Annotated in this window: 11 protein-coding genes; 5 read left to right on the top strand and 6 right to left on the bottom strand. The window is 43.9% G+C overall.

The genetic code is table 11. The features are described from left to right. Positions 1-165 precede the first annotated feature (165 nt). Together QUB10_RS31715 and QUB10_RS31710 are read left to right on the top strand one after the other, a co-directional pair. Complete coding sequence (locus QUB10_RS31715) at positions 166-339, top strand: hypothetical protein (protein ID WP_333207108.1); 174 nt, start codon at positions 166-168, stop codon at positions 337-339. A 196-nt stretch (positions 340-535) separates the two neighbouring features. Next, positions 536-2314 carry an SWIM zinc finger domain-containing protein gene (locus QUB10_RS31710; protein WP_333207107.1) on the top strand — a complete coding sequence of 593 codons (1779 nt, stop codon included), beginning with the start codon at positions 536-538 and terminating at the stop codon, positions 2312-2314. Positions 2315-2323: 9 nt separating this feature from the next. Here the strand turns inward: QUB10_RS31710 and QUB10_RS31705 are convergent, their stop codons facing one another. The 5 genes from QUB10_RS31705 to QUB10_RS31685 form a co-directional block, all read right to left on the bottom strand. Continuing rightward, positions 2324-7081 carry a CHAT domain-containing protein gene (locus QUB10_RS31705; protein WP_333207106.1) on the bottom strand — a complete coding sequence of 1586 codons (4758 nt, stop codon included), beginning with the start codon at positions 7079-7081 and terminating at the stop codon, positions 2324-2326. 296 nt (positions 7082-7377) lie between these two features. Next, positions 7378-8220 (bottom strand): DUF1822 family protein, encoded by an 843-nt coding sequence (locus tag QUB10_RS31700; protein ID WP_333052380.1) that lies wholly within the window; start codon positions 8218-8220, stop codon positions 7378-7380. A gap of 3 nt (positions 8221-8223) precedes the next feature. Continuing rightward, positions 8224-8922 carry a hypothetical protein gene (locus tag QUB10_RS31695; protein WP_333052382.1) on the bottom strand — a complete coding sequence of 233 codons (699 nt, stop codon included), beginning with the start codon at positions 8920-8922 and terminating at the stop codon, positions 8224-8226. A 371-nt stretch (positions 8923-9293) separates the two neighbouring features. After that, positions 9294-10598, bottom strand: a complete 1305-nt coding sequence (gene cbiE, locus QUB10_RS31690; protein WP_333052384.1) for a precorrin-6y C5,15-methyltransferase (decarboxylating) subunit CbiE — start codon at positions 10596-10598, stop codon at positions 9294-9296. Positions 10599-11007: 409 nt separating this feature from the next. After that, positions 11008-11748: a DUF1868 domain-containing protein gene (locus tag QUB10_RS31685; RefSeq protein ID WP_333052683.1), complete on the bottom strand. Its 741-nt coding sequence runs from the start codon at positions 11746-11748 to the stop codon at positions 11008-11010. 176 nt (positions 11749-11924) lie between these two features. Here QUB10_RS31685 and holA point away from each other — a divergent pair, with 176 nt between their 5' ends. After that, positions 11925-12902 carry a DNA polymerase III subunit delta gene (gene holA / locus QUB10_RS31680; RefSeq protein ID WP_333207105.1) on the top strand — a complete coding sequence of 326 codons (978 nt, stop codon included), beginning with the start codon at positions 11925-11927 and terminating at the stop codon, positions 12900-12902. Between the two features lie 230 nt (positions 12903-13132). Continuing rightward, a complete protein-coding gene (locus QUB10_RS31675) occupies positions 13133-14122 on the top strand; it encodes a hypothetical protein (protein WP_333207104.1) in 990 nt (329 codons plus the stop codon). 223 nt (positions 14123-14345) lie between these two features. Here the strand turns inward: QUB10_RS31675 and tnpA are convergent, their stop codons facing one another. Beyond that, positions 14346-14753, bottom strand: coding sequence for an IS200/IS605 family transposase (gene tnpA, locus QUB10_RS31670; RefSeq protein WP_333207103.1), 408 nt, complete (start codon positions 14751-14753; stop codon positions 14346-14348). 79 nt (positions 14754-14832) lie between these two features. Between tnpA and QUB10_RS31665 the strand changes: the two genes are divergently transcribed. After that, a complete protein-coding gene (locus tag QUB10_RS31665) occupies positions 14833-16110 on the top strand; it encodes a transposase (protein ID WP_333207102.1) in 1278 nt (425 codons plus the stop codon). Positions 16111-16297 lie beyond the last annotated feature (187 nt).

Raw genomic sequence — 16297 nt, 5'->3', positions numbered from 1 at the left:
TCCCGCCCGTCCTTTTTGGACGGGCGGGACGCCCATCCCACTTTCAAGAGTGGAAGTTATTTAATTCTCATTCCTTAGTTCGGAGGAACTATCGGATCGTCCTCTCCAGAACTGCATTTTGTTCTGGGCTCAGCTTGGGTAATTTCCATCAAGGGGTAACTACCAATGGCTGATACTAAACTTGCCTCTATATTGGCAATGATTTCTCCCGCAGCATTGGGAACCCCCATTGCTAATAATGTCAGGGGGGTAGATGAAATTATAGGTATCACAGCTCGTTTCTCCGTCAAAGAAAGGGATAAGGGAGAAGCTAGTTGGCCAACTGCGCTCTATTATTAACCAGGGGGTAGGGAGAAAATTATGCAAAATTTTCAGAAAAAATTTCCCCTCATCAAGCTGCAAACCTTCTCAGTGCTTGCTTTACGGAGTATTGAATTTTCTGTAAATCTTACATAGAGAGGCAATTAAATCCTAGGCAGAGTACATCTCTGAGGTAAAATTAAGTCTAATCCTTTAATTGCTCAGGCATAGTCTCATGCCGATTCCCAAGCTTAGTGAAGCGACGATCCAGCACAATACCTCTGCCGCCTCCCTCAAGCGCGGTGAAACTTACTATTTAGCGGGTAATGTTACTAGCGCTGTCCTGCGTGGCAATATTGTGCAAGCAATAGTGGAGGGTTCTGAAGTTCAACCTTACCGTATTACGATAAACTTTGATGACGCTAATGTGGCATCATCAAATTGTACTTGTGCTTACGATCGCGTTGGGTGGTGTAAACATATTGTTGCTACCATGTTATTATGTCTGCGACAACCACAAATAATTGAGCAGCGCCCCACACTGGAACAGTTACTCGATCGCCTCAACGATGTACAAACCCAGCAATTAATACAACATTTAGTAGAAAAGGAACCCTCACTCATCGATCCGATCGAACGATACGTTAACTTAATTGCTATTCCTACGCCTCCACAGCCACCTACTAAAGCACCCCGTCGTACCTCCATTAATCCGACTCCTTTTCGACAACAAGTACGACAAATTTTGCGAAATGCTGTGCGTTATTTCGACGAGGAATGGGGGGAAGAAGACCCCATTACAGAAGAAGTTTTAGATGTGATTCAGCAAGCGCAGGAATTGATTGCAGAGGGAGATGGTAACAACGCCTTAGTAATTTTACAAGCCATCACCGCAGCCTGCGTTGAAGATTGGGATGATGTAGAAGAATATGGCGCTGAAAGTTCTGATATAGCTAACGCTTTGGATGAAGCTTGGACAGAAGCCATTTTAACGGCTGAACTAACTGCTGAAGAAGAGATCGATCTCCAGGTGAAGTTAGAAGCTTGGCAAGATGAATGGGATTGCGATTTCAGCATGAGCTTAAAAGCATTACGCCAAGGTTGGGATGACCCCCTAATTCAAGAGGTACTTCAAGGAAATATTACGGGGCAAGAAATAGGAGCTAATGACGCACCAGAATGTGCTAAAAACTTAGCATTAATTCGCTTGCAAATCCTCGATCCCCAGGAACGCTATCAAGAATACTTATACTTAGCCCAAGCAGAAAACTGCCCTCAACAATACTTGACGATGTTAAGTCGTTTGGGGAGAGTAGAAGAAGCAGTGGAAGCTGCTGCTACTCAGATGAAATCAGCGGAAGATGCTTTTGCTCTCGCTCAAAGTTTACAAGCACAGGAAGCCCAAGCTGAAGCTCTCAAAATTGCTCAGGCTGGGTTGAATTTGTCAGGCAATTGCCTTTATAAACTGGCAATTTGGACGAGTGAGTTGGCTGTTGAGTTGGGAGAAAACGAAGTTGCATTAAATTCTAGAATGCGCGTCTTTGAAATCAAACCATCCTTTGCCGATTATCTTTTAGTGAAGGAGTTTGCAGGAGACAGTTGGTCAACTGTGAAAGCAAATTTGTTAGCCACTCTGAGAAGTGATAGAAGTTGGGGAGTTTCTGAAGCACAGGTTGATATTTTTCTCTATGAGGGGCTTATTGAAGATGCGATCGCTGTTGCTGATGGTTTGAGTGGCTACGAATCGGCACTGGTTCACCGAGTAATGGGGGCTGCGATCGCCCACCGCCCCGATTGGACGATCGCCAATGCTTGTCGGCTTGCTGAATCGATTATGGATCGGGGGAAATCAGAGGAGTACGATCGTGCAATTAAGTGGTTGGAAAAAGCCCGCGCTGCCTATTTACAAATGGGGCAAAATCTTCAGTGGTGTGCTTATCGTTCTCAACTGATGCAAGTACACAATCGGAAGCGGAAATTAATGGGGATGCTGAAGAGTCCAGACTTAGATTGAGGCTGAAGTTTACCGTAAACCGGAACAAGTGAAAGCTGCCCAATAAAAAGGGTCAGCAAAAGGGAAATCTAAGCAACTAATTATTTCCAGTCGTTGCAAAGTTTTGTAATTGCGTGTTGCTGTTTCGGCCCGCTTTTCTTCCTCTTGTAGCCATTGCAGGTAGTCGGGGGAACCTTCAGAATAGGAATTACGCTGGTTTTCTGCAAACTGGCGATCGCCCTCCGCCTCTTCAAATTTGCGTTCTAATAAATCAGCAAGTTGGCGAGAATAGCAAGCGACAAATTCTGATCCAGAGAGCGATCGCAAATTTATTTGTGCTTGCTGCAATGCTTTTGGGCGGCTACTTCCTTGCTGCCGAAGTTTGTGATAAAAAATTGAAAATAAGGCTGTTGCTAAATCATCTACAGCCCACAGCGTACTCACAACACTCCGAGCCCCCGCACATAAAAAGCCCGTCGATAATGTCAAAATATCATCAGTAATTTCCGTAGTTCCTAACCCTGTTTCACAACAGGATAAAAACACATCAACTAAATGAGGAAGCCGCCAGCCCGGTGTCATTAACTGCCCCAAAGTAATGCTACCATCTGCCAATTGCAGTCGGGATTCTAACGGATTATCAAGGCGAGATTGAGCATGATGGCTAGAGATAATTCCCTGGACTTGTAAAGAAAGTTGCCGATAGTTGCTGACCGTTGCTTGGCTACGTCCTCGTAAGTGTTGTTCATGGCGAATATTATACAGTTTGGCAATTTGTTCACCCTCAAAACTTGCACAGGGTAAATCTTCCGTTGCATCTTCCACAATACCATACATTAGTCGATCGTTGACAGGTGGACGTTTGTGGCAAAATTCTAAAACTTGACAACTAGGACTGTAACGAATTAGAAATTTATCTCCTAAATATTGACCATTTTCTAAGGGTAAAGCAGCAAAAGGAATTTGGTGTAGGCAAAGGTGAGGAACAATAATCAGTTCCTCGATATTATTAAGGTACTGACGAATCAGGTTATCGATTTGCAGACGGCGGGAAAGTTTCGCTAAAAACTGCGGAATTCGATTTCTCCACTTAGCTTTACATTGTAATTGCTCTTGGGCTGATTTACTTGAATCCCCAGCCTCCAAGTAGGGTTTTAGCCAACCTTCATGAATCCATTGTTGTAAGTTTTTGCCTCGTTTTCTGGTTATTTTGTACAAATTTAGTTCGGCTTGTCGCAAAACAAATACATATGTATCTTCATCAGTAGTGTAAAAATTAAGTATAGCTGTAGTAGGGCGATCGATGAGTTCTTGGATCGCGGTTAAATTAGGGGGACTGACTTGAATTTCGCCCGCTAAAACCGGATCTAAACGTCTTAGTTGTTCCCAAATTTGTTGCTTTTGACTTTCTAAACCTTGGATATTTTCACTAATGGCTTCTAAAGCTGCTCGATTGCGTGTACAATCCATATCAATTAGATCGTTAGCTCTAACTGCAATTAACTTCTGCTTTTTACTTGATTTCTTTAAACCGTAACGTTCGCAATCTATCTGTCGTTGAATTCCTTCAAATTCTGCTAAATATTCTTCTATTTCTGAAGGTATATCTCCATGAGAGTAAAGGTCATTACTGGCAATTAAATCTACTAAGCGACGAGAACGGGAACGTTCTACATATTCAAAAGCTTGTGGAAAATTTTTCGTATTAACTAATGCTTGTACAATATGTTCATAAAGATATATATCTTCTCCTAAAATTTCTTGGCGGCGTCGATCGGTATTAGCCCAAACTCGCAATTGTTCTAATGCTTCAATAGCAAGACAATACCCTTCAATAGCTTCTATCCATAGTCCTAATTTGAAGGCAATTTGACCTAAAATTTGTCCCGAAATCAGACAATGCTGGGGGAAAGCTTGAGGAGTTCTGACTTTTAATGCTAATTTCAAGTATTGCATTGCTTCGGTAAACTGCTCTAAATTGTGGTAGAGATAACCTAAATTATTTTGTACAGTTGCCCAATTTTCAGGAAAATCTTTGAGAGTATAAACTTCTAAAGCAGCTTGGTAATAGTCCCGCGCCAGTTTTAGGTTTTCGTCAATACTTCCTTGAGTGCGATCGCTATAAGCATAACCTAAGTTTAATTGCACCATAGCCCAATCTTCAGGAAAATCTTTCTGAGTATAAACTTCCAAAGCTGACTTATAGTAAAAAATAGCCATTTCTAAATTTTCAACTTCATTTTCAATAGTTCGCCTCCTATAGGCATTTCCTAAATTATTTTGGATCATTGCCCAATTTTCAGGGTTAATTTGACGGGTATTTACTTGCAAAGCCATTTGATAGTAATCAATGGCTATTTCTAAGTTATTATCCTCATCTCCTAGCCGACTTTCGCTATAAGCACTACCAATATTATTTTGAAGCATTGCCCACTGTTCAGGGAAATCTAAACAAGTATATATTAATAAAGCATTTTCATAACATTTGATAGCATTTTCTAAATTTTGTAAGGAATCGCCATAAATTCGTTCACTATGAGCAACTCCTAAATGCTGTTGTGTTTCCGCCCACTGTTCGGGATAATTTTCAGAATTACGAACTTGCAAAGCATTATTAAAAGCTTCGATTGCTAATTCTATATTTTCTAGACGGCTACCATATTTGCGATTGAGGTAAGCAATCCCTACATTATTTTGAATCATCGACCATTGTTTACGATTAAATGCTTTTTGATAAGATTCAACACAGGTCAGATAAAGTACAATAGCTTCTTCTACATTTTCAACTTGATTTCCTTGAGCATTTCTTAAATAAAAAGTTCCTAAGTTATTTTTGAGCAAACCCCAAATTTCAGGAAATTGAGTAGAACAGCAAGCATCTAAAGCAATTTTATAATAGCTGAGAGCTTTCTCAAGGTTATCAAGTTGCTCTCCTTTAACTCTATTTTGATAGCCATACCCTAAATTATTCTGAATTTTCAACCAATTTTCTAAAGAAGTCTCTGGATCGTAAATAGTTAAGGCATTTTGAGAAGCAGCAATTGAAGCTTCAATATTTTCGGAAAGGTCTCCTTTTAGTCTCTCTAAATAAGCAACTGCTAAGTTAAGTTGTATCAGTCCCCACACTTCTGTAAAAGTCTCAGAATTATACACTTGTAATCCTAATTCATAATATGCAATTGCCCGTTCCAAGTTATCGGAATACTTCCCGGTTGTAGAAAGATAATAGGAAAATCCTAAATTATTTTGAGTGTTCGCCCAATTGTCGGGATAGTCCTCACGATTATAAACTTGTAAAGTAGCCTCTATCAAACTCCTACCTAATTCTATATTCTGTTCTTGACTTCCCTTGAATCTGCTGAGATATGTCGCCCCTAAATCATTATGAATAAACGCCCATAATTCAGGAAACTCTTCTTTCTTACAAATTTGTAGAGCAGTTTGATAACACTCAATCGCTTTCTCAAGATTATCAGCACGATTTTCTATTTTTTGACGGTAAGCATCTCCCATACAAAATTGAATCGTACTCGATTGTTCGGGGAAATCTTCAGCACTATAAACAGTTAAAGCTGCTTGATAACACTCAATTGCTTTTTGGAAATTGTCGTCTCGATTCTCTTCAATTGTAATATAAGCATTACCTAAGCTCTCTTGAGTTTCTGCCCACTGTATGGGATAATCAGTATAAGTACGGACTTGTAAGGCATTGTGAAAAGTGGCGATCGCCCTTTCAAGGTTATCTAATTTTTGCCCTTGAATACGATTATAATAAGCTAGACCCAAATTATTTTGAATTCTTGCCCAATCTGTAGGATTATCCTCTTTTGGATAAACAGCTAAAGCAGCTTGATAATATTTAATTCCTAGTTCTATATTTTCCGATTCATCTCCCTTAACACGGTGGATATAAGCCAAACCTAAATCATGCTGAATTTCCGCCCATTTTAAGGGAAACTCTTGACAATTCCACACTTTCAATGCTAATTCAAAAGCAGCGATCGCCCTCTCCAGATTTTCTTCTAAATCACCTTCAACTCTGTCAAAATAAACTAAACCTAAGCGATGTTGAATCAAACTCCATAATTGCGGTTCATCGGTATCATTACAACATTGTAAAGCTAATTCATAACACTCAATTGCTCTTTCTAAATTCCTGCTACGGTTCCCAGCAATGCGAATTTGATAAGCAAACCCCAAATGGTTTTGAGTAACCAACCAATCCTCCTGGTAATCTTCCCGATTGAGCGCCGCCGCTACTTGTTGATATCCCGCGATCGCAATTTCAATATTGTTTACACAATCGCCCAGAGTAAATTCTTGAATAAGGCTACTAAAAGTGCTAATTACAGTGGCTATATCGTAAGCTTCTTTAGACTCTAATTTCGCTAAAATGTCAGTTGCCCAACTTCGCAAAAACCAATCAAAATTATCATCTAATTTCTCTAAATTTTTCTCTAAAATAGGATACACAACTTCTGCATCTCCTTCGCTTGCTTTGATTGCTTCTAAGACTTCTATGAAAAAAATTAATAAGCCTTGAGAATTAGCTAAGTCATATCTAATTTGAATTAAGTCTTTTATCTGCGCCACAGCACTCCGCAGCCAGTCAGATCCCTCTTCATTTTCCTCAACCAATAACTCATCGGCAACCTCTTCCATCACCTCTAATAAACCTTCATTAATGAGGTATGAATAGTCATCCAAAATATCTCGCTCTTCACCATCAGGACAGGTACGTAGCACTTCAATTAGGTGACGATAAGCAGAGTTGAGCTGTTCTTTCATGTTACATTTTTTGGGTTAATATCATGTTGGTTTTATATCAATTCCGGTTGCACTCAGACATGATATAGAGGAGACGGCAGTCCCCTTGGACTACCCGGATTAATTTTGGGGACACGGGGCACTGCGTCGTGTCGAAAGCTATGGGTAATATTAATTCCGATGGTAGGGGATTTGATATCACAGGAGTGCAAGTATCTGTATCGTTACAAATATATAGGCAAGCGAGCATGATACTCGCATTCCTAAAAAACGCTTTTTACAAAATGGGGATGTTCTCACTTTGTTGAAAAAAATATTTAATTTTTTGTTTCAACATCCCAAATCCCTGCTAATTTATTTAGCATTTTTTGGGCTAATTGTTGGATGTGGAAATCTGCGAAGATAACTTTTTCTTCTCGACCAATTTCTCCAATAAAAGCCTGTTTTTCAGCAGAAGACTCAACTATTTGATGATAAGGATTAATAGGAAGACTAGCGACTAATACATCTGCTCCTGCATACCGCCATTTAATGGGTTTAGTAGTTCGGTAAATGCGCTCTAATTGAGCCATAATTTCGGTAAAATTTTGTGTTTCTAAGAGTTGTCGCACTTCTACGGCTACTGGATCGTCACTTCTCAAAAACTGATTTCCTAATTCCAGACGATAGAGATGATCGATCAGATCATCTAAGTTTTGGAGTTGGGCAATCTGGATCTGGCTTGGCAATGCAGAATTATCCAGTGATGGGGTAAATCCTAGCAGTTTTCCTGAGTCTAATTTTTCCCCAAATTCCACTATTACATAGCCGATTCTGTCTTCTATGGCTGCTGGTGGAACTACGATCGCACTTTCTCCAAACCAAACCGGGCGGCATTCTAATTTACCCATCCCTGGTAACACTAAATCAGCAATATCCCACTGGGCACGGACGACTGGATGCCAACTATCGCCTTGAATTAAATCGGGTTCGTAGGCTTGCCATTTGAGGTAACTATAGACAACATAAACTGCTAAAGTATTCACATAAACTCGTTTGGCAGCCTCATGCTTTGTCAATTCAGGAGCGAGTTGCAGAGTTTCGGCAGCAAATTTTCGAGCGGTGCGGTGAGCATCAGTACCTAGTGGAACTGTCAATAGCGTTGGGTTTGTGCTTTGCATAATTTAATCTTCTCTTGTGTATCCTAGCTCTAATGCGATCGCTTGGAGCAAGGGGCGACAGTTCCTTTCCCAGTGTGATTTTAGAGTTTGGTAGTTGATGTTAAATTCTTTGGCGATCGCAGTAAACTTGTCAGGCGTGGTTTTAAACAGCACCTTTAATGTGATCACTTGACAGTTACACTCTGGATGATTTTTAGGATGACAGGAGCGAAATTTCCCATCGGGGTCTTCTTGGACGTATTGTTCTAGCTGTTGAATAATATTCTGATAATTTTCTTGCTCTAAAAGTGCGATATAGCCATCCAAACCACTGCGGGTAGGAGGGGAAAAACTTGTTTCTGAAAGCACATCCAGCAACGCGGTTGTAGTATCTGAGCCTCCTATGAGGGCATCTAAACTGTAGGTGGGCGGTTGAGAAGGTAAATTCAAATCCTTAATGCGCCACTCTAGGTAACTATTTATCCATTGTCGCAGTCGTCTTGACACATTCGGATCGCTAAGCTTGAAGTTCGAGCAAATGCTTTTGTTCACCCATACCCAGGTTTTATTTAAGGCGTCTAAATAATCGGGATGTGCAGATCGCAGTAGTCCGGGAAGTTCCTGCAGTTCGGCGAGCAATCGGTTCATCGCTTTGCGCCTTTGGGAGCTGTTTTGGGGATACTCGCATACCTCCTCAATTAGTTGGCGCAGCAGTTGATCCATAGGTGTTAAATTAATTATTTGAGTTCTAAAATCATTGTTGCACCGCTTGGAGATTCTCCGCTAACCAAAGGATGCTCTGTGTTCTGCGTAGACCCAAAAGTTAGAGTTAGATCGTGTCCGATCGATAAACCATAATATCCCGGTCGGGGCGGGTTTTTGAGATTGTCCATTATTGGCAGGTATTGTTGGTGAACCCGCCCTTACAAAAATCCCGATCGCTCGACCGGACAGGATATTATATCAATTGCGGTTTTCACTCCTCATGACTGTTAATTGTTGATTCGGGGTCGCAAAACTGAATGATGGTTGAGTGTTGAATGTTGACTCGATTGTACGCCCGACGATGAAGCGCGAATATCACAGATTTCAGATTAATTCAAGTGTCGATCGATCGTCACAATCGAAACAGGCCGCAACGCATCAAAACGAGTTGAATTCCCCCCAGCCACAGAACGCGATAACTGCACTTGCACGATTCGGTAACTCCAGTGCGGTTCCCGACGCACCCGATCGCCAATCCAGCTCAAAACAGTAGCAATATCCTCAAAAGCATCCAAAGCCAGCACGATCGAGCCTCCAGGAAGCAGCCGCAGCGCGCAAACGCCCAAAATTTTAGTCAACCCTCCGCCACTACCGCCAATAAAGATCCGGTGCGGAGGACGCAAGCGGTGCAAGATTTCCGGGGCAGTTCCGTGAATCGAGAACACATTTTGCAGCCCAAAACGGCCATAGTTGAACTCGATCGCAGAAGTACCAGAAACCGTTTTTTCGATCGCATACACCTCAGACTGCGGGAATAAACGAGCAATCTCGATCGACACAGAACCGTTACCAGCACCCACATCCCAGACAACTTGTCCCGGTTGCAAAGCCAATTGTGCCAAAACCAACACCCGCACTTCCCGTTCAACCGTCAAACCCGGCTTATCTCCACAACCGATAAAAGCTGCATCCGGTATTCCCAACAAAGGCAACTTTTCCAAATCCAAAGGTTCCGTCCCCGGCGGGGGTTCCCGCAGCATCACCACCACGCTCAGCGGTGCAAAAGACTCTCCCAGCAAAGCTTCCAGAGACTTGGGGCTTACCCGTTCCTCGGCAGCCCCCAAATTTTCGCAAACCCAAAACTTGTAGCGTGTCGGCAAATCTAGAGCTTTCACCAAACTTGCCAGTAAAGCCGGAGTATGAGCTTCGTCCGCCAGCACCGCAATCTTCTCCACACCGAGCTTCAGCTTCGCCGTCAGCTCCTCAAAATAGCGTCCTTGAGAGCCTACACAATGAGCATCTTGCCAAGGGATTTGCAAGCGGTTAAAAGCCAACTGCACAGAACTGACATGGGGGTGAAACGTCAATTTTTCTGCCGGCAATTGGGAAATTAACAACTTTCCCCAGCCGTAGAACAGCGGGTCGCCGGCCACTAAAATTACGATCGGTCGATCGCGGGGTTCCACCGTCCCCGCAGAGGGCTCTAATTCGGCTTGGGTCGCCCACCAGCGCCGAATTTCCAGAATTGCTTCGGTCAAATCTTCCAACGCCCAGCGCTCTCCGTCGTGCTGGGGAAAATAGCTCAAATGGCGCTCGCTCCCTATTAGCAGAGCGGCCATTTCTACAACCTGCCGCGCCGATTCGCTCAGCCCAGCAGCTCCATCTAAACCTATACCAACAACGTTTACTGTCACTTTTTAAGCAAAAAGTAAAAAACCAGAATTACTGATTTTTCCTGGTTTTTCATAAATTGTTTCCTTGACTTTAATGTCAAACAAAAATAATTAAAGCATTTAGGATCGTCAATTAAATAATTTCCCTTTTTTCTTGTGGGATGGGCCTAAGAGCCCGTCCTTTCTGGGCGGGCTCTTAGGCCCATCCCACAACAGTCATGAAAAGTGGATTTTATTTAATTCTGATCCCTTAATAGCCAATATCCTGACTATTGTCACAGGGGAGAGGGGGAGAGGGGGCGAAAGAGTGGGAGATGGGAAGAGTGGGAGATGGGAAGAGTGGGAGATGGGAAAAAATCTTCCTTCTTCCTTCTTCCCTCTTCCTTCTTCCTTCTTCCCTCTTCCTTCTTCCCTCTTCCTTCTTCCTTCGTTAAAACTCAAAAACAGGCCATTCCGGTTGCCGGAGATAGGTGGTCATGTCGTCAAACTTCCGCAGTTCCACTCGGTGTACGGACAGTTCTTGGGGCGTGTCCAGCCATTGCTCGTTTAACTCTGACAGCAAAGCGCACAAGCGATCGCGGTCAAGGTTCGGCCCGACATCCCCAAAATAAGCCAGAGTAATGTGTGCCGTAAAATGATATTGCTGTTCGATTCCCAAAGCCATTAAATCGGGATTTTGATAGATCGATCGGCGAAACTCCAGAATTTGCTTGTAAGAGTTTTCGTCCGTCGGTGCCAAACAAACACCCACAGCTCTAGTCATCACCATCAACCCCAGCACTATCCAGCGAATGGGAGCGCCGCCCGCCAAGGGTTTGCAGGCGGCAAAACGATCGGCCATGCGCGAGCGCAGTTGCTCCTCAAATTCGGGATTTTTATCAGAGGCATCTCGAAAAGCGCTGCTCCAGATCAAATCGGCTACGGTTAAATGGAAGGTATCAGGAGGCAGTGCCACGAGCGAACCCTCCGCTATTTCCTGCAATAGCCGTTGTTGGCTCGAGTGCAAATTACTATAAAATGCAGCATTTTCCGCATCTTCCCCCGCAGGGGGCGTAATCACCGAATAACCTGGAAAAGGTACAGGATCTCTGCGGCCAGTTTCGTCGGGCTTAAATTTTGGAGATTCCTGAATGTGTTCCACCTGGGACTTGTAGGAGTCCAGCAGCGTCATTCGCGCCACCCGATTTACGTAAGCTTGATAAGTATCATCCAATCTTGATTTCCTCGCGGTGACAAACTCCCACACCAAATTTTATATTATGGTGCGGGCTTCCAACAGTCCTATTCAGGATATGTTGGACTTGCGGAACGTGCAACTGTGATTTTTTGGGCTACTGAGCGTTCTTTATGCAAATTTACCTGTTTTGGGGGGAAGACGACTTTGCGATGGCCCAGGCTGTGACCAGTTTGCGCCAAACAGTCCTCGACCCCAACTGGGCTAGTTTTAACTATGACAAGATTATTGCCGATCGGGCCGACGCTGTGGTCGAAGGGCTCGATCGAGCCTTAACGCCGCCCTTCGGTACCGGCAGCCGTTTTGTCTGGCTGGCAAATACGACTGTAACGCAGCAGTGCTCTCCTGAACTGTTAGCGCAATTTGAACGGACACTGCCGGTGATTCCCCCTACCACCGTGCTGCTGCTGACATCCGTCAAAAAACCCGACAGCCGGCTCAAATCTACCAAGTTACTGAAAGAGTCCGCCGAATTTCGAGAATTTTCACCGATTCCGCCTTGGAATGACAAAGAATTAGCCCAGCGGGTGCGTCAAGTCGCAGGCGAAATGAACGTAAAATTGACCGCCACGGCGATCGAACTTTTGGCCGAATCCATTGGCAGCGATACTAGACAGCTATACAGCGAACTCGAAAAATTGCTGCTGTTTGCGGGCAACCGCAGCCAACCTCTGAACCCGGAAGAAGTTGCGGCACTGGTACACTGTCACGCCCAGAATACCTTCCAGCTAGCCGATGCGATTCGCGAGGGCAATACCTCCGCCGCTTTGGATTTATTGGCAGGCTTAACTGGCCGCAGCGAGCCTGGTTTGAGGATTGTGGCTGGCTTGACTGGTAAGTTTCGGATTTGGCTGTGGGTAAAGGCGATGATCCAAGCGGGCGATCGCGATGATAAAATTGCTCAAGCTCTAGATCTTGGCAATCCGAAACGAGTATACTATTTTCGGCAAGAAGTCAAGAATGCCAGCTTAGAAAAACTGCAAAAAAGTTTGCCTTTGCTCCTAGAGTTAGAAGCTTCTTTAAAACGGGGCCGAGAAGAAATCTCAACCCTGCAAACCAAAGTTATAGAACTTTCTAGCTTGTTTCGCTGATGCGCGACAGAGCACAGGAGCGGCGCTTTACTGTAAATTTTTATAACAAATTTCTTTCTTCGGCTATGTGCTTGATGCCGGCTCGCGAGTCAAAAGGTCAATAGATACTAGAAATACTCTCAGAATGCCAAATTAGAAGTTAATGTGGTAAATAAATATTGTCCGCCGAATGCCGATCGGTTAATATTATTTGCCGGCTCTCCACCCCCCCCAAAAAAAGAGCGCTACCCATGACACAACAGAACCCGCGGGAACTGCTCAAGCAGGGCGATCCAAAAGCGATCGCATCTAGCATCAACCGTACACTCAAACCCAAAGGCATCAACGCCGATGTGACGCGGGACAACGGCTGCCTCCACATAATCCTGGAGGCAGACAAAGTACCGGATCAAATGGTATTGGTCGATTTCATCCGCACCGGCATGACGAAGCTGGGACTCGAATCAATTCACACTGTAAAGGTTTACGGACGCCGAACAGGTGACGGTGAGCCTGCGTGGGAAGATGAAATTGATCTGATGCCTGCGGGTTCAATGCCTTACCCCTTGGATAGTGGAATGCCTGACGAGTCTGTAGGTTTAGATGATGTCGAGCCCGAAGAGGAAGACTATTATCAAGAAGGAGAATTCGATCGAGATGACGACGAGGAAGACGAAGACGAATACGAAGATCAAGCCCCGCCTCCGAAAAAACAATTTCCCAAATGGGTAATACCTGTGGGTATCTTAGTACCTCTGGCGGCGATCGCAGGGCTTTTCTTTACTAAAACTTTCCCCTTCGGCGACTCTAACCCAGAACCGATAGCCCCCGAAGCTGCTTCCCCCTCCCCCCAACCCTCATCTCCCCCTTCTAAAGCCGCTGCATCCTCGACCGCCGCATCTCCGGGCACCCCACAGGCCGCCTCACCTGCACCAAAACCCGATCCCACTGCTACAGCGCCAGCAAGCCCAGCTCCAGCCTCACCTGCACCAAAAGCCGCCGTGCCTAAGCCTGACTCTTGGAGGGCAGCCGTTAACACAGCTCAGAAGGCTGCAATTTCGGCCCAGAAGGCTCAGTCTCAAAATGAGTGGATCGCAGTAGCAAGCGAGTGGCAGCAAGCGGTTAAGCTCATGAGAGCCGTACCGTCAACCAGCCCGAACTATCAAAAGGCTCAGCAAAAAGCGGCAGAATATCAGGCTAATCTGATTGTTGCCAACCGCAGGGCGGCAGCAGCGCCTTAAGAGTTTTAAGTTTTGAGTTTTGAGTTGAATACTCGATGTGCTAAAAGTCAAAAGTCAAAAGCCAAAAGTAAAAAATCTTGTTTTTACTGAAAGCTTTCTTACTTTTGACTTTTTTCAATTTTATTAAAATTTCATAAAAATTAATACGGGATGCGGGAAACGAGCGTGGCTTCAGCCCGCTCGTGGGAAGCGACTCGGGGGACTTCAGTCAAGAGTGTCTTTCTTAATTAGCAGAGTGATGCGGATCTTCGATGTATTTCCTAACAACTTCACTACTAATATTGCCTGCGGTACTAACAAAATAGCTGCTCGTCCATAAAGACGGCAGCTTTTTTAATTCTGGAAATTCAGCCCTTAAATTATGACTAGAACGTCCCTTGAATGCCTTGACAACTAACGCAGGAGTATCCATCGGCTTAACCGCTACAAATAAGTGTACGTGATCTGGCGCTACTTCCAGAGCTAAAATATCCCAACCTTTCTCGATTGAAAGTGCTAAAAATATTTCACGCAGCTTAGTTGCTACACTGCCAACCAGAACTTTTTTCCGGCGTTTGGGGATAAACACAAAATGGTAATTAAGTAGGAATTTGACGTGGTTGTGAGTCTGGTACTCAGGAAGTGGCAACATAAAGTTTTGTTGTTATGAATTGACTTATCCACTATACTCACCTCAACTAAATAAATCAACTAAATTTCGGGAAAAAGAGGTGACTAAAGTCAAAAAAACAATGGGAGTGCAGCCAATGTTGTTGTCTCCCACCAAAGAAGTTGAAGCCGTATTACAATATCTTTGTCGGCAATCCGGCAAGCTGTACAATAGTGCTGTTTACTTCGCTCGTCAAACACTTTTCAAAACAGGAAAACTGTTGACTGGAAAATTTGACTTATCTTTTGAACCGTCAATCGCAAAGTCGATGGTTGCTAAGTCGCTGCCTTCAACGCCTATGCAACAAACTTTGATGTCGGTTACGGAGGCGTTCAAAAGCTTCAAAGAGTTAAAAGCTTTGTATAGCAAAGGTCAATTGCACTTTAGACCCAAGCCTCCGAGCTATTTAACAGGTTCTAAATTGTTTAAAGTCGCCTACCCAAATTCTGGTGGATTAAAGCCAGCGCTTGTCGGCGACCAGTTGAGATTTTCCCTGGGCTTAACAGTACGGCGCTGGTTTGGGGTTTCTGAATTCTTTCTACCCATGCCGTCAAACATTGACTACACAAAGGTTAAAGAGTTCACGATTCTCCCTAAGAATGGCGCTTTCTACTTAGAAATGTCTTACGAAATAGAATGTAAGCAACATAATTTAGATTACAATCAAGCTCTATCAATTGACTTGGGAACGGCTGACAACTTAGCAGCTTGTATTGACACGCTCGGAAATTCTTTCTTGATTGATGCTCGCGCCATGAAGGCAAGGAATCAACTTTGGAATAAGAAAGTAGCGACTAGAAAAGAAGGAAAGCCCACGGGTTATTGGGACGGTTGCTTAGACCGCGTAACCCGCAAGCGCAATCACCAGATCCGCGATGGTATCAACAAAGCTGCAAAGTTTATCGTTGACCATTGTTTGAAACACGGTATCGGCAATCTAGTAATCGGATGGAACCAAGGGTTTAAGTCCAATGTTGATATGGGTAAACTAAATAATCAAAAGTTTGTTCAAATGCCTTTGGGAAAATTGAAAGATCGCTTAAAGCAACTTTGCAATTTGCACGGTATCAAGTTCACTGAAACAGAAGAAGCGTATACGCCCAAGGCTAGCTTTATTGATGGAGATTCCCTACCCAAATACGGTGAGAAACCGTCTGGGTGGAAAGCATCTGGAAAGCGCATTAAACGTGGGCTGTATTGCTCTGCCGATGGAACTATAATTAACGCGGATCTGAATGGCGCGGGCAATATTCTAAGAAAAGTAGCCAGTAAGTTAGGTGTAAAACTTGACCGACTGGGTAGACGGTGTTTGGCCACCGTAGCGAGAATTAGACTTTAGTAATAACTAGAGTTATTCTGTCAGCAGAATCGAGCGTGGCTTTAGCCCGCTTGAGTGTCAATTAACTTTACCTATTGCTCTGACGGGGTGACCACCCCGTCAGCCTGGTTGCTAAGGATCGCGAATTAAATAACTTACAATTTTAATTGTTATTGTGGGATGGGCGTCCCGCCCGTCCAAAAAGGAC

It is taken from the genome of Microcoleus sp. B5-D4 (assembly GCF_036705145.1).
Lineage (GTDB): Bacteria > Cyanobacteriota > Cyanobacteriia > Cyanobacteriales > Microcoleaceae > Microcoleus.
This window is presented reverse-complemented; position numbering and strand designations above follow the sequence as displayed.